This is a genomic window from Aquimarina spinulae, from assembly GCF_943373825.1.
Taxonomy (GTDB): Bacteria; Bacteroidota; Bacteroidia; order Flavobacteriales; family Flavobacteriaceae; genus Aquimarina; species Aquimarina spinulae.
In genome coordinates this window covers 469,879-484,800 of the sequence record NZ_CALSBP010000003.1, presented here as the reverse complement: position 1 = coordinate 484,800, position 14,922 = coordinate 469,879, and the positions used below count along the sequence as shown (strand labels likewise).

12 protein-coding genes are annotated in these 14,922 nt (G+C 31.5%); 10 read left to right on the top strand and 2 right to left on the bottom strand.

What is annotated here, in order from left to right; translation table 11 throughout:
• Window positions 1-34: 34 nt before the first annotated feature.
• Window positions 35-739 (bottom strand): LytR/AlgR family response regulator transcription factor, encoded by a 705-nt coding sequence (locus NNH57_RS24835; protein ID WP_074406115.1) that lies wholly within the window; start codon window positions 737-739, stop codon window positions 35-37.
• Entirely contained in the window at window positions 736-1,797 is a 1,062-nt protein-coding gene (locus NNH57_RS24830) for a sensor histidine kinase (protein WP_082994730.1), read from the bottom strand. Before NNH57_RS24830 ends, NNH57_RS24835 begins: the two co-directional genes overlap by 4 nt.
• A gap of 236 nt (window positions 1,798-2,033) precedes the next feature.
• Between NNH57_RS24830 and NNH57_RS24825 the strand changes: the two genes are divergently transcribed.
• The 10 genes from NNH57_RS24825 (at window position 2,034) to NNH57_RS24780 (ending at window position 14,791) form a co-directional block, all read left to right on the top strand.
• Complete coding sequence (locus tag NNH57_RS24825) at window positions 2,034-4,418, top strand: TonB-dependent receptor (RefSeq protein ID WP_234423332.1); 2,385 nt, start codon at window positions 2,034-2,036, stop codon at window positions 4,416-4,418.
• A gap of 12 nt (window positions 4,419-4,430) precedes the next feature.
• Window positions 4,431-5,228 (top strand): DUF6503 family protein, encoded by a 798-nt coding sequence (locus NNH57_RS24820; RefSeq protein ID WP_074406117.1) that lies wholly within the window; start codon window positions 4,431-4,433, stop codon window positions 5,226-5,228.
• 335 nt (window positions 5,229-5,563) lie between these two features.
• Window positions 5,564-5,740 (top strand): hypothetical protein, encoded by a 177-nt coding sequence (locus tag NNH57_RS24815; RefSeq protein ID WP_159025710.1) that lies wholly within the window; start codon window positions 5,564-5,566, stop codon window positions 5,738-5,740.
• A 206-nt stretch (window positions 5,741-5,946) separates the two neighbouring features.
• On the top strand, window positions 5,947-7,053 hold the full coding sequence (locus NNH57_RS24810) for a type 1 glutamine amidotransferase domain-containing protein (protein ID WP_074406118.1): 1,107 nt from the start codon (window positions 5,947-5,949) through the stop codon (window positions 7,051-7,053).
• Between the two features lie 107 nt (window positions 7,054-7,160).
• Entirely contained in the window at window positions 7,161-8,210 is a 1,050-nt protein-coding gene (locus NNH57_RS24805; RefSeq protein ID WP_132066041.1) for a helix-turn-helix domain-containing protein, read from the top strand.
• A gap of 147 nt (window positions 8,211-8,357) precedes the next feature.
• On the top strand, window positions 8,358-9,629 hold the full coding sequence (locus tag NNH57_RS24800) for an amidohydrolase family protein (protein ID WP_108807506.1): 1,272 nt from the start codon (window positions 8,358-8,360) through the stop codon (window positions 9,627-9,629).
• Between the two features lie 219 nt (window positions 9,630-9,848).
• Window positions 9,849-10,727, top strand: a complete 879-nt coding sequence (locus NNH57_RS24795; protein WP_159099174.1) for a sensor histidine kinase — start codon at window positions 9,849-9,851, stop codon at window positions 10,725-10,727.
• Window positions 10,702-11,412: a LytR/AlgR family response regulator transcription factor gene (locus NNH57_RS24790; RefSeq protein WP_074406122.1), complete on the top strand. Its 711-nt coding sequence runs from the start codon at window positions 10,702-10,704 to the stop codon at window positions 11,410-11,412. Before NNH57_RS24795 ends, NNH57_RS24790 begins: the two co-directional genes overlap by 26 nt.
• 306 nt (window positions 11,413-11,718) lie before the next feature.
• Window positions 11,719-13,698: a LodA/GoxA family CTQ-dependent oxidase gene (locus NNH57_RS24785; RefSeq protein ID WP_108807507.1), complete on the top strand. Its 1,980-nt coding sequence runs from the start codon at window positions 11,719-11,721 to the stop codon at window positions 13,696-13,698.
• Window positions 13,685-14,791: an NAD(P)/FAD-dependent oxidoreductase gene (locus tag NNH57_RS24780; protein WP_074406125.1), complete on the top strand. Its 1,107-nt coding sequence runs from the start codon at window positions 13,685-13,687 to the stop codon at window positions 14,789-14,791. The genes NNH57_RS24785 and NNH57_RS24780 overlap by 14 nt, the downstream gene beginning before the upstream one ends.
• Window positions 14,792-14,922: the final 131 nt, after the last annotated feature.

Here is a 14,922-nt window from a genome sequence, read left to right as displayed (position 1 = left end):
TATACCTGTTTTTTGTAGGAAAATTTTATACAAGTCATTTAAAAAAAGCTAGCATATTATCTTTATAACTGTTTCCAATAGGAATTTCAATTCTTCCTATTTCTACATCATTTTTTGTATATGCTGTAATTTTTTCGCTATTTACAATATAAGAACGATGTAAACGAATAAAACGTTTATCAATACGTTTTTCGAAACTAGAGATACTTTCTTTAATCGTTAGTGCTTCATTCTCTAAATGAATTTTAATATAATCCTTTAAGCTTTCAATATACAGAACATCATCAAAAAGTACTTTTATTTGTTTTTTGGCTTTGTTTACAAAAACAAAGTCCGTTTTCTTATTGGTAGTATCTTCTGAAGAATCAGACAAAATCGATTTTCTTTCCTGTTTTAAAAACTTCTGAATAGCTAAGAAAAAGCGTTCAAAAAATATAGGTTTCAATAAATAGTCTACAGCATTTAATTCAAATCCATCTACTGCATAATCGCGATAAGCTGTAGTAAAAATTACCTGGGGTTTGTATACAAGGTTTTTAAAAAAATCGGTCCCTTTTAATACAGGCATTTCAATATCTAAGAAAAGTAAATCTATTTTTGTTGTATTTAATATCGAACTGGCCTCTATAGCGCTTGAGCACGAAGCAATTAATTCAAAATCCGGAAGCTTATTTAAATACGTTTCGATTAATTCTCTGGCTAAAGGTTCATCGTCTATAACTAAGCATGTATAGCTCATATAATATCTAATTTAAGATTAGCAGAAAATGAATTTGATTTGTTTTCAATAATCAAATCATATGCTTTGGGATACAGTAATTCTAATTGTTTTTTTATGTTTTTAAGACCTATAGAATCTTTATTCATAGAAATATCAACTCCCATCGGCTTACTGTTTTTTACATTAAAAACTAATTGCTCTCCCTTTTTAGAGATGTTGATTTCGATACTTGCTTGATTTATTTCTTCTTTAACACCATGTTTAAAAGCATTTTCGATAAATGTGAGCAATAATAAAGGAGCTATTTTTTCCTGTCCTGTTACATGCTTACTAAAAGAGATTTTTACTCTATCGGCATAACGGATTTTTTCTAAGGATAAATAGTTCTCGATTAAATCAATCTCTTTATCTAATGATACATAATTTTCATTACAGCGATATAAGATATAATCGAGGATATTAGAAAGCTTTTGGATTACTTTGGTAGTGTCATCAGACTTTTTTAAGGCTAATGCATGTAAATTATTTAATGTATTAAACAAAAAATGAGGGTTTAATTGATTTTTTAAAGCAGCAAGTTCGGTTGTTTTTTTCTGTTCATTTAACTTTAGTAAACGTTGCTTCTCTGTATAAAGTTTTAATACCAGAATCAAAAATGTTGGATATAGTAAATACAATGATTTTGATATAAATTCACCTATGTTGGTAAACCTCCCTAGAAGTGAAGTATCAGTAAAACGTTTTATATAATTTACATACGTTGCAGGGAAGGTAGGTTCAAAATAATGTATATATGTTAAGGTGCAAATAAGGTAAAAAGTAAGTAATGTTATTATGATTGATATCCAAAAAATCAGGACTTTACCTTTATTTAGAAGATGTACAATTAAGAATTCTATAATCACATAGGACATGGCAATTTGCAGAATAGCTCTTATACTGTAAGTGATTAACAATTCTTCAGTTGTTGCATAATACCAACTAGCTGTAGAAGCGGAAAAGACAAAAATCAAAAGCCCAAATATAAGATACTTGAATCTTGAAACTTCCAGAAAGCTTTGGATTTTATGTAGCATATCGTTTTCTATTTCTATTGATTGTAAAGGTACAAATTTAAAGAACCCAAGTTAGTATAGGACACCAAACTGCAGGTTTGTGGTGCCGAAAATCTATTTACCGTAGACAAAATCATATATCGGCTGTAACCTAATCTATAGCATCGCTTATACTGCTTCTGTCTGCTTTTTTTATACGGGTTTACTCTTCTTATAATTTAGCCGCTTAAACCATAATTTTTTTGAGAATGAACTTTATGAAAACAATGTTACTTTACCTTTTAAAGAATAAAAAGCATGCATTTATATTCCTTTTCCTTATTTCTATAGGTATGTATGGACAATCAGGTACAGTTACGGGAGAAATATTAGATCAAAATACACAAGAACCTATACCTTATGTGAACGTAATTGTTAAATCTGGAGATAAGATCACAACTGGTGGGATTACAAATGACAAGGGAGTATTTTTTGTAGATAAAATTCCTTTTGGAGCATATGATTTTGAAGTTCAGTTTATTGGGTTCAAAACAGTTACAAAGGGTGTTACAATCACCAAATCAAACAATAAAATCGATTTTGGGACCATTTTAATAGAAGAAGAAGCTGTCGCTCTTGAGGGAGTCGAAATTACAGCCGAACGTTCAACTATTGAACAAAAGATTGATAGAAAGGTAATTAATGTAGGAAAAGATTTAACTACTGCCGGTGCTTCGGCTAGTGATATCATGAGCAATATTCCTTCGGTAAGTGTTAATCAGGATGGTGAAATCTCTCTTCGTGGAAATGAGAATGTTCGTATTCTGGTTGATGGAAAACCAACCAATATTAGCACTACAGATCTATTACAACAGATACCATCTACATCAATTAAAACCATAGAATTGATTACTAATCCTTCATCAAAATACAATCCCGAAGGTATGAGTGGAATTATTAATATCATCCTAAAAAAGAGCACCCGTTTAGGGTTTAACGGATCAATAAGTTCTGGAGTAACTTTTGGAGAAAAAGCACGATTCAACAATTCATTAAGTCTGAATTATAGAACAGGGAAAACTAATTTTTATGGTAGTTATGGCAATCGTTTTGGTGAGCAAGTAACAGATGGTACAGTCACTAGGACGGTAGAGCAAACGAATCAATTAACCAAAAATTATAATGGTCGTACGTCACATCTATTTAAAGCGGGTGTCGATTATTACATCAATGAGAGAAACACATTTTCTGTATATACCAATCAAAATTTGTTTAATGCAGATACTGAAGGTAAAAAAACACTTACTTTTTTTAATGATACTCCTTCAAATTTTGCGCAATTTGATGCTATAACAAGAGATAATATAAATTCTACTTATAATGTTGATTTTCTACATTCGTTTGCAAAAGAAGGACATACTATAGAACTCGAATTAGACTATAATACGCTACAAAGTGATATTGCTAATGATTTTAAGTTTGCAGGAAATTCACCTGTGAACAATTATACCGAAGTTGTTGATGATAAACGAACAAATACGATAGTAAATCTTGATTATGTAAATCCTCTTAGTGAGAAATCAATCGTAGAAATTGGAGTAGAAACACGTCTGCGACGTACCGATAACTCTTATGAAACGAGTCGTATTGATTTTAGAAATTCAACTTTTTCTTATGATAGAGATATCTATTCATTTTATACAACGTTTAGTCAAAATTTTAATAAATGGCAATATAATGTAGGGGTTCGATTAGAAGATTATAGCGTAACGACTCAATTTAATGAAGTAGAGGAACCACAGGATAGTTTTAAAGATCATCTTTTTAATGTATTTCCTTCTGGGTTTTTAAAATACACACCCGACGAAGAGCAGAAAAACTCGTATCAATTAAGTTTTAGTAGACGAATTGATAGGCCATCACTAAACCAGATTAATCCTATACGACGGATTAGTACTCCCCAGATTATTATCGTTGGTAATCCAAACTTAAGGCCGCAGTTTACTAATTCGGTCGAACTCAATTATAACAGAAAAATAAATAAAGGTAATATAACATTTGGTGGTTTTTATAGAAAAATTGAAGATGAAATTAATAGAATAGGCTATTTTGATCAAAACAATCCAACACTACTCATTCTTGATTATGCAAATTTTGATAGTAATGATGCTTATGGAGTTGAATTTTCTGCAAGTTACCGACCAACAAAATGGTGGAATTTTAATGCAAACTTTGATGTGTACACCAGAACACAAAAAGGAGTTATTGAAGGTCAAAATGTAAAGGTTAATAACACTTTATTAAATGCAAAGATTAATAATAGTTTTAAAGCTTCTAAAAACTTAACATTCCAAATCTTTACTTTTTATAGTGGTCCGCAAAAAATATTACAGTACGAATTAAAGGATAATGTTTTCGTAAATGCAGGTGCACGTTACAATTTTGCCAAAGGGAAAGGAACTTTTAGTGTTAATTTTAATGACATTTTTAGAACGCAAAGATTTGCTTTTGAAGCCTATAGAACTATTATTCAGGATGGTGAATTTAGGCGTGATAGCCAATCTGTTTATTTTGGACTGTCTTACCGTTTTGGCGGAGGAAAAAACAAAAGACTAAAACGTAAAAAACGTGACAAAAATGAAAAAGCCGATAAATTCTTATAAAATTACAAGATTATGAAATTGAAAATATACATTACATGCATAGCCTGTATACTGGCTAACATAACCTTTGCCCAAAAAAAGGAATTATCAAGTAGTGATTCTGCTAAAGCGCTAATAGAAAAAATGGTTGCTAAAACAGGAAATTATGAACTACTTAAGAAATTAAAAGACGTTGAGTTTACCTATGATTTTTATAGTCCAAAGACTAAAAAAAGTGATATTTCTATAGAGCGTTATATTTTTGATGGAGAAGTGTCGTGGGGACAATATAAGACGCATAATGTATTTGTACTTCCTAAGAAGGGAGGAACGGTTACTCAATATTATGAAAGTACTGGTAATTCGTGGATAGCTTTAGAAAATACTAAGATGACAGATAAACGGGCATTGCTAAGTTCTGATTTTTTGCGTAGGGCCAATTATTATTGGTTTACCATGATGCCCAAGTTATTAGATAAAGGTATTGTTTATACGCAGCTGCCTGATAGAATACATAACAAGATCAACTACAAAATAATAAAAATAGGTTTTGAAAAAGGAGTAGGGGATGTTCAAGATGATTTTGTACTGTATATTAATCCAACTACTTTTCTTGTAGATAGATTTTTGTTTACTGTAAAAGGAAGTGCATTAGGAATATCTCTTATGGAAATAGAATATGAAACCGTGAACGGATATACTTTTATGGCAAAGCGAAAAGTAATTCCAGCAGATTGGGACGGTAATATTAAAGGTAAAGTATTGTATGAACAAACCACTACAAATGTCAAATTTAATAACGGGTTTAAAAGAGAATTACTAGCAAAATAAAAACCTCATATTAGTAAGAAGCATAATGCAGTGTAACAGTAATACCATATCAATTGTATATGGTAATGAATTAGCCAATTCTATCTGTAAAAGGGCCTATCAGTTTAATGATAGACTCTTTTAATTGTGATCTTATCTTGTTTTGTATGATTTAATATTCAAGAACCCATAATGATAATAAGGTTCCTGCCCTTGTAAAAGAGATAATAGAGTAGGAGAATACTTGTAGAATAAATCAAGAAATTTGATTAACGTGATTGAATACCATATAAAAAACATTAAATTTATATAGATTTCTATTTAAAAAATATTCTCAAAACCTAAAATTCTGAATTATGAAAAAAGCACTTTTAAATGTAACAGGATCTAAAGAGTTATCTAAAAATGAACAAAAAAGTATTGACGGAGGCGCAGGCCCAAGTCGTCCATGTGGTGGAGATGGCTCATTTATATATGTAGATGGTGTTAAGGTATGTTGTTATATACCTTGGAGCGGTCATTATATATGCTAACTTTTCTCTAATTATGATATTAAAATTCTAATCGAATTTATTTTAGAATATTCAAAAGAGATCATCTTTATAGATGGTCTCTTTTTTACTTACCTAGTTACTACATAAGGTGTTCAAAACATAATTTAATCTGACGGAATTATCATTTCGACAGTTTATACAATGATTTTGGTATTACTTCGCACTGTAATTCTAAAAATCATATTATGTTTAAAAAATATCCAATCCTTAAATGGAGCCTAACTGTCCTTGGTAGTGTAATCGTCTTACTTTTTATTTTTGGCTGGTGGTTTATAAGTTTATTACCCTCATCAGAAGAAATAGGTCCAGATGTATCTACTACACAAACATTTGATTTGCCATATTTATCTGAAGACATCCAACCCTCACGAGGAAAAATCTTAGCTATAGTAACAAGCACAGCTACTATGGGGAGCACCGATAAAAGTACAGGATATGAGTTAACCGAATTATCGCGTGCATATTATGTATTTATGGCTAATGGCTTTGAAGTTGATATTGCAAGTCCGTTAGGAGGGGAACCACCAGTTGTGATTGATGATGATGATATGGGAAAGTATGATTTTGCATTTTTAAACGATAGCATTGCTCAACATAAAGTAAAACATACCATAATGGTAAAAGATATTAACCCAGAAGCGTATGAGGCCGTATTTTTTGCAGGAGGAAAAGGAGCAATGTTTGATTTCCCAGAAAACAAGGCTATTCAAAATATTGTACGTCATTTATATCAATCAAATAAGGTTATAGGAGCGGTATGTCATGGTCCGGCAGCTTTGGTAAATGTAACTCTCGATACTGGCCGCCCGCTACTGGAAAACAAAAAAGTGAGTAGCTTTACCAATGATGAGGAATTACTACTCATTCCTGATGCTGAGACTATATTTCCCTTTTTTTTACAAGATAAATTAACAGCTCAGGGTGCACGTTTTAGTAAAGGAGCTATGTACTTAGAGCATATTAGCCGTGATCAAAACTTAGTGACAGGCCAAAATCCTTGGTCAACATGGGGACTAGCCGAAACGATGATTTCGGCATTGGGATATACACCAAAACATAGAAAAATCACAGCCGAAGAAAATGCAATGAAGGTATTAATAGCTTATGAAGAAGGGGGGACTCAGAAAGCCAAAGAAGTAATTAAGCAGATATCAACTGTCGAAAATAAACCTTTGGCCAGAGAACTTATAGCGGTACATGGTGCCGTTGCAATTATGAGAGGTAGTATTGGACGGTTTTTTAATCTTGTTAGTTTAACATCATATGCAAAAAGCGAATCCAAAAACATATAGAAATATATAGCATGCGCTGCATCTATCTCAGGTAGAAAGTACAAATCAATACTAATTTGTACTTTCTTTGAATTTTAAATATCCCTACATTTGGAAAAAAAGATCTATTGAGTTTTTTAGATATATTACTTATTATTGTTAGTAGTGCAGGGCTTTTGCATGGAGTATTATTTGCCTTCTACTTAACTGTCTTCAAAAAGAAAAAGACACAGAGCAACCTTTTGCTGGGATTGATTCTTGTATGTATGGCATTTAGAATAGGTAAATCGGTTATGTTAAATTTTGGAGATGGTCTGGAACCGATATTTATTTTTATAGGATTGGCATTTCTTTTACTAATCGGACCGCTTTTAAGGTGGTATGTTTTAGGAATGACACGTCCTAATTTTAAATTACCCAAGTATTACATTTCAGAATTCATTCCATTTGTTTTGATTTTTATCGCTAGTCTTTTTGTAACCAAGGAGTGGTACGAAAATAGTAAGCTGGTTATTATCATTTTTTCGAGTGGTCTTGTTTTTATATATCTGCATTTCGCTTTTTATATAGTTTTATCCTGGAGAATCTTAAAACGTGCAAAGAAATATTATAAGCAAGAGCAACAAACAAAATCTCGTAGCGCAATATTAAATTGGTTACATCTCTTAATTATTGGTTTTGTGGTCATCTGGGGATCTTATGTTCTAAACATATTAGATGAAACCGTACCTTATATTGTAGGCCCAATATTATATTCTGTAATTATCTATTTTTTAAGCTATAAGGCATTCCAGCTTAAAGTAACAGATCTGGATGGTGATGTATTTAAGGCAAACAACAATAACCTCTTATTTGATGAGATTTCAAAACTGGTTATTGATACTAAATTGTATCTTGAACCAGATGTATCTCTAGCAAAACTGAGTACCATGATAGGAAAAACCACACAACTAACATCATCGGTTATTAATCAATATGCCAAGCGAAATTTTAATGATTTTATAAATTATTATCGAATTCAAGATGCAAAGAGAATGCTTTCAGATACAGAAAGCGATAAATATACCATTTCATCAATTGCTTTTGATACAGGTTTTAGCAGCCTTTCCTCTTTTAATGGCGCATTTAAGAAATTTGAAGGAATAACACCATCGTCGTATAGAAAAGGCCGAGTTTGATTTTAAAATGCTATTTACTAAGATTTTTAGAAAAGCCTAATCTATTATATATTACGTTCTGTCTATTATTGTTTTCCGCCTGGCGATTAATTTTTCATATCGTATTTGTATACAATTACTTTATAGTAAAATTAGATCTCATAAAGGATGAAAAAAATATGTACACTTGTTTTAATTGTATTTTTAGGTTTTTCTTGTAATTCTCAAAAAACGGATACTACCGCTCACTACGCAAGAAAGAATACTAATAGTCAGATTGTTAAACTTGTAGGTGGTAATTGGTTCAATGGAGAAAGATTCGAAAAGAAAACGATATGGCTTAAAGATGGTTTAATCTACTTCTCGAATACTGAAAAAAAAATTGATACTATCGTAGATGTATCCGGTAAATATGTGATTCCTCCATTTGCCGAAGCTCATAATCATAATCTTGAAAGCAAACATGAGTTAGACAAGCGAATTAAATCTTACCTGGATAATGGAGTATTTTATGTTAAACTTTTATCATCTATAAAAAAAAGAATTGATCCTTTAATGCATCATTATAACAAACCAGATGGAATTGATGTAAGCATGGCACATGCTCCTTTAACAGCTAATGGTGGGCATCCAATACGTTTGCGTAAAAAACACCTTAAGTATGGATACTTTAGGGGGTTGTTTAATACAATAGAAGAGATTGAATTTCATGGTTATGTTACAATAAACAAACAGGAAGATTTAGATCATAAATGGAATAAGATCTTGTCATTTTCTCCGGATTTTATCAAATTAAACCTTCTTTATTCTGAAGAATATGAAAAAAGAAAAAATGACACTTTATATTTTGGCAGAAAAGGATTAGACCCCAAATTAGTTCCAGAAATTGTAAAAAAAGCTCATGCTAATAATTTAAGAGTAAGTGCTCATGTAGAAACTGCATATGACTTTCATATTGCAGTCAATGCAGGTGTTGATGAAATAGCACACCTTCCTGAAATATCTAATGGGAAACTTATTAATAAAGAAGATGCTATTTTGGCAAAAGAAAAAGGAGTAACTGTTGTGACCACAGTATCTCTGGTTCTAAAAAAACAAAAAAGAAAAGGCTATCAAGATTTAGTCAAAAATATAGTATCAAACTTAAGACTATTACATCAAGAAGGTGTAACAATTGCAATAGGTTCTGATCATTACAATGGAAACTCAGTTGGTGAGTTTCAGTTTTTGTATAAACTCAATATTTTTAGCAATCATGAGTTACTTAAAATGTGGACAGAAAATGCAACGAGAACTATTTTTCCGAACCGTAAAGTAGGAGCGCTAAAAGAAGGTCATGAAGCTAGTTTTTTAATATTAAATAAAAACCCATTAAAAGATATTTCTAATATTAATAAAAGTATTGTAACTCGAGTTAAACAGGGATCATTCTTAAAATAATGTTATATTTTAGGTCTCTTACCTTTGAATTTGCCTTGATTTAGATAGATTATGAACTTCGGTAAAGTTGTCAAGCATATTATTTTTTGGGGTCTGTTTCTCCTATTGTGGAGTGTACACGATCTTAATTATCATAAAGATATATTGGCAAATCTAAAGACCAATGTATTTACCTTTATCCCGTACACTATTTTGGTATATTTCAATCTTTATATTTTAATGCCAAAATTCTTATTAAAAAAAAGGATTATAAATTATGTGGTATTGTTGATCTTAACTGTTACTATTGTGACCATTATTACGTCTTATTACTTATCTTTCTATTTTAAATACATAAACATCTATTTACCAACTTCGGATTTTTTTGGAAGCATTCCAGGAAAAATTGCTATTGTAACCGAGGTTATTTTATCATTAGGCTTATCAATGACTTTATTTCTAACAGATGAGTGGTATCGAAAAGATCAATCGATGAAAGAAATAGAGCAAAAGCAATTAGAAACAGAATTGAACTTACTAAAAAATCAAATCAATCCACATTTTCTTTTTAATTCCTTAAACAGTATTTATATAATGTTAGATAAAAATTTAAAGAGTGGTAAGAAAATGTTGCTTCAATTCTCAGAAATATTAAGTCATCAATTATATGAAGCGAATAAAAAAAGCATTGAACTAGAGCGCGAATTTGAAAACTTAACGAATTATATTGATATAGAAAGGGTAAGACATGAAGACCTTGTTATGGTAAAGTATTCTTTTCCGGATCATCAAGAAAAATTTACTATATCACCAATGCTTTTACTGCCTCTTGTTGAAAATGCTTTTAAGCATGGACAAAGCAGTAAAGGATATCGGATACATATCGAATCTACAATTGAATATAATAATACATTGAATTTTAAAGTTGAAAATACGGTTTCAAAAGAAAGTGTTAAGAAGTCATCAATAGAAAATAAAGGTATCGGATTAGCTAATGTGAAAAGGAGATTAGAACTAATTTATCCAAATAGACACTTATTAAATATAGAACGTAATAATTCTATGTTTATAGTGCATTTAAAAATACAGTTAAATGAAAATGAGATGTTTAATAGTTGATGATGAACCTCTTGCAAGAAAAGGGCTAGAGGATTTTGTGTCTCAAACTCCATTTTTAGAACATGCAAAATCATTAGCTTCTGCAATAGAAACGATAGAGTTCTTGAAACAAAATTCTATAGATATTCTGTTTTTAGATATACAGATGCCAGACATGACGGGAATAGAACTTTTAGAATCATTTCAAGATCCTCCTCAAGTAATATTTACTACCGCTCATCGCGAATTTGCATTGGATGGTTTTGAACTCAATGTTATTGATTTTTTATTAAAACCCTTTTCTTATAGTAGATTTCTTAAAGCTGTCAATAAAATAGTAGTTAATGATGATAAAAGAGAGAAAAGTAAAGTTGCTAAAAATTATATTTTTATTAAGTGTAATGGGATGATTATCAAAGTTTTTATTGATGACATCACTTTTATAGAAACAGCTAAAGATTATATTCAGATTCATACAGTTCACGATAAATATCTAACATTAGTTTCTTTAAAACATATAGAAGAAGAACTACCAAAAGAAAAATTCATAAGAGTACATCGATATTATTTAGTAGGATTAAGTCATATAAAAAAACTTGAAGGGAATTTAATTTATATCGGAGATGATAAAATTAAAATTAGTAGGACACTTCGAAATGAAGTTTATAAATCTATTATTGGTAACAAGTTTATTGGGCGTTTATAAGTATGGTTTTGTATGGAGAATATGCAAGATAAAAATTAAACATTTTATGGTAAGCAGTATCTAAAGTTTTAAGTTTAATGAATGGCTTAAAAAGAAATAATAAAAAAAGCTTTCCATTTTCAACTACACATATCATTTTTCCTTTTCCTGAAATAAAGTTTTGATACAATGCATAGGCGCTTTAAGTATTATTAAAACTTTATAAATAACTGTTAATTATTGAATTCATTCAAAAAACAGGTATAAATACGTGTAAAAAATAAATTTAAATTTCTCAATTTTATGAATGAATAAATAATGCTAACTATGAAAACAAATGACATAAATTATGTAGCTGTATATCCACCAATTGGTATAGCACGTATAGGAAATTCTCCCGAACATTTTTTAGCTTCAGATTTACCTGGAGTTTCAGAAGTTCCAAAAGGAGGGTATAAAGATTCTTTAGGTCGTGTTAAAAAAGAAGTAGCTCGATTTAGAGTTTATGCCTTTAATAAAGAAGGAGAGGTAATAGAAGAGCTAACAGTTAATGAAGCTAGAATAGAATGGAGGGTAGAGGTTGCCAATGTAAAAGCAGCTTGGTATGAATTTAACAATGCATTAGATTTAGGGAAAAAATATGCAATCCCTTCAATACATAGAAATAATGATGTAAAAGGCGGTTATAGAGAACAATTGGCGATTAAACCATCTCCAAAATCAATTTCGGGTAAGAATATTAATGATGACAAACATAATTTTGATGATGGAAAATTTTACGATGCAAATGTAGATTTAGGACATTTACAAACTGACAATGAAGGTAGGCTACTTTTTTTTGCAGGAGATGGAGACGCTCAATCATACAATAATCAGCCGATAACAACTTTTGCTAATAATAATGGATGGCACGATGATACATGTGATGGCGTTATTAGAGCAACTGTTCATATTAATGGAAATGAGTTTGAGGCTAAGCCAGCTATGATAGCTGTGACTCCACCCAATTTTGGCCAAGGACTATACGGTGTAGTGACCATGAATGATGTTGTTCAGAATTTGTTTATTACTGAAATGGGATATCCCAATCCTTCAGAAAATGGAGTAGAGTTTTGGAGAGATATTTACCCAATTTTAGAACGTATGACGAATACACAATGGGTGAATCAGGGATTTTATATGTTATTTGGAAAAAACTCTCCATCAGATTTCACAAATCCCGATATTCTAAACATTTTAAAGAATCCAGATGCGTCTTCAAAATCTGCCAGAGTTCGTGTTTTTGAATGGTTTAGAGATCCAAAATCAACTGAGTACACACCTGCTAAAGTTCCTCCGTTTTATGGAGATGGCTTTGGTAATTATGAAAAAATAGCTTTAGATGATTTACCAATTACTGTCACACAGTATAATCGTTTGGAACAATGGATGTTAGGTGATTTTATAACCGGTACTCCAAAAAAAATAATTCCATTCGAAAAACTTTCGCCAGCAGAACAAATTAATTCCCTAAATCAAGCACCATTAGAAGATTGTTTAGGAGGACCATTTCATCCTGGAATAGAATTAACCTGGACAATGCGTGTTAAAAACATGTGGAAAGAGCCATATCGCCTTAATGTTCTTCCTGAAGGTGAACCTATACAATTAGATTTTGGAGCCATATTAACGCCTGAAATTGCGTTGGCAAAAGATGGTCCCTGCTCTGTAAATGGGCCTGGATCGTTAACCAGGTGGATGGGAGTGCCATGGCAAACAGATGAGGCTAGTTGCCTGTCTGGATATACCGTTTCTACATACCTTCCATTACCTTCTTTTTGGGCAGCCAGAGTTCCTAATCAAGTATTTGCCGAAGATGGGTATTTAAGACTTCAGGCGGGAAATGTCAATACAGCACAACGTTTAAAACACCTCGATTATAGGCAAGATTGGTTACGGGATATCGAAGCAGATCATTTAAAAAGACTTGAAAACATGGTTGAGGAATGGAATCATTTAGGAATTATAACAAAACAAGAAAAACCAATTTCAAATAATGAAGAAGGATATCTTCCTGAGGTTTCTTGGGTCGAAATGGGTAGAAATTTTGATAAAGAAGATCCTGATCCAACTTTTGCTCAGGTACTCTATGCAGAAGGAGATAAAGACTGTGTGATTAAGGTAGATGAGATAGATGATATTAGTATAGTAGGTTCAAAATATTTAGTTGAAAACCTAAAAGATGCTGAAGAGAAAGTAGCAGATATTAGAGCTGAAGCCCCACAAAGCACACGAAAAAGAAGAACAATGAGGCGTGACGAAAGATAATCAAGAATATCAAGTTATAATAGTTGGTGGTGGTCCTGCTGGGATTGCCACTGCCTTAACGCTATCTGCAAGAGGAATTTCAAATTGTGTTATTGAAGCACAACAGACACCTATAAGAAAATTTGGCGAAGCAATTCCACCTAATGCTAAACCACTTTTAAAAAAACTCGGGATATTTCATCTTGTAGAAAATGATAACCATACGGTTTATTACGGAAATAAGAGTTGTTGGGGATCCAACACACTAGAGCAAAAAGAATTTATTAATTGGGTTTATGGTCATGGTTTTTTATTAGATCGTTTGTATTTTGAAACGCAACTTCGTACACACCTAAAGAACAATGGGGGGCATTTCTTGGCTGGATATAAACTTAGAAAGGTCATTTGTGATAGATCCGGGATAAAAGTCAGTATTGATAATGGAAAGACAACCTCTACATTAAAAGCAACCTATATTGTGGATGCAACAGGAAGAAAAGCCTCTGTTTGTAATCAATTGGGAATAGTTAAAGACACTTTAGATACTCAATTTGCAATTACTTTTAAAGTAGTTTTAACCAGACCTATTGAGCATCAAATCATGGTCGAAGCCACTAGAAATGGTTGGTGGTATGCAGCACCTCAGAATGAAAATGAACTAACACTTATGTTTTTTACTATACGAGAGCTTCTTCCAGATAAACAAATGATGGAATCTTTTTTAAGAAAAGAACTCATAACCAGTCTCCATCTTACTAAAATAACAAGTACCGCAGATCTATGTTTTGACAACATTAAAGTAATGCCAGCCGGAACAAGTCGTTTAGATATTCCATATGGTGATCATTGGATTGCTGTAGGAGATGCGGCATTTTCATACGATCCAATTTCATCATATGGTATTACATCAGCTTTGGCGTCTGGATTTTATGCAGGACATGCATTGGCTAGTGCACTATCTAATGAAGATAATGCGATGTCTACTTATAGATATATTGTAGATAATGCATTTGAAACCTATATGAAAAACCTAATATACCATTATGCAATAGAAAATAGGTGGAGAGACAGTATCTACTGGAAAAACAGATTTAACAAATTGGCATTTGCCTGATTGGTCACAAACATATATCTTATACTAGATCACTATTATTACAATAAAATTGTATTCTTAGCTTTTTTTCTTCCTAAAGGCTTCTTTAAGAATGTTCTATAATTCTAATCAATTAATTTGAGTTAATACGC

Bases quoted from the DNA above. Each gene is read 5' to 3' on its own strand.
- NNH57_RS24825 (WP_234423332.1), top strand. From the start codon at position 2,034: ATGAAAACAATGTTACTTTACCTTTTAAAGAATAAAAAGCATGCATTT.
- NNH57_RS24820 (WP_074406117.1), top strand. From the start codon at position 4,431: ATGAAATTGAAAATATACATTACATGCATAGCCTGTATACTGGCTAAC.
- NNH57_RS24810 (WP_074406118.1), top strand. From the start codon at position 5,947: ATGTTTAAAAAATATCCAATCCTTAAATGGAGCCTAACTGTCCTTGGT.
- NNH57_RS24785 (WP_108807507.1), top strand. From the start codon at position 11,719: ATGAAAACAAATGACATAAATTATGTAGCTGTATATCCACCAATTGGT.
- NNH57_RS24795 (WP_159099174.1), top strand. From the start codon at position 9,849: ATGCCAAAATTCTTATTAAAAAAAAGGATTATAAATTATGTGGTATTG.
- NNH57_RS24790 (WP_074406122.1), top strand. From the start codon at position 10,702: ATGAAAATGAGATGTTTAATAGTTGATGATGAACCTCTTGCAAGAAAA.
- NNH57_RS24835 (WP_074406115.1), bottom strand. From the start codon at position 739: ATGAGCTATACATGCTTAGTTATAGACGATGAACCTTTAGCCAGAGAA.
- NNH57_RS24815 (WP_159025710.1), top strand. From the start codon at position 5,564: ATGAAAAAAGCACTTTTAAATGTAACAGGATCTAAAGAGTTATCTAAA.
- NNH57_RS24800 (WP_108807506.1), top strand. From the start codon at position 8,358: ATGAAAAAAATATGTACACTTGTTTTAATTGTATTTTTAGGTTTTTCT.
- NNH57_RS24830 (WP_082994730.1), bottom strand. From the start codon at position 1,797: ATGCTACATAAAATCCAAAGCTTTCTGGAAGTTTCAAGATTCAAGTAT.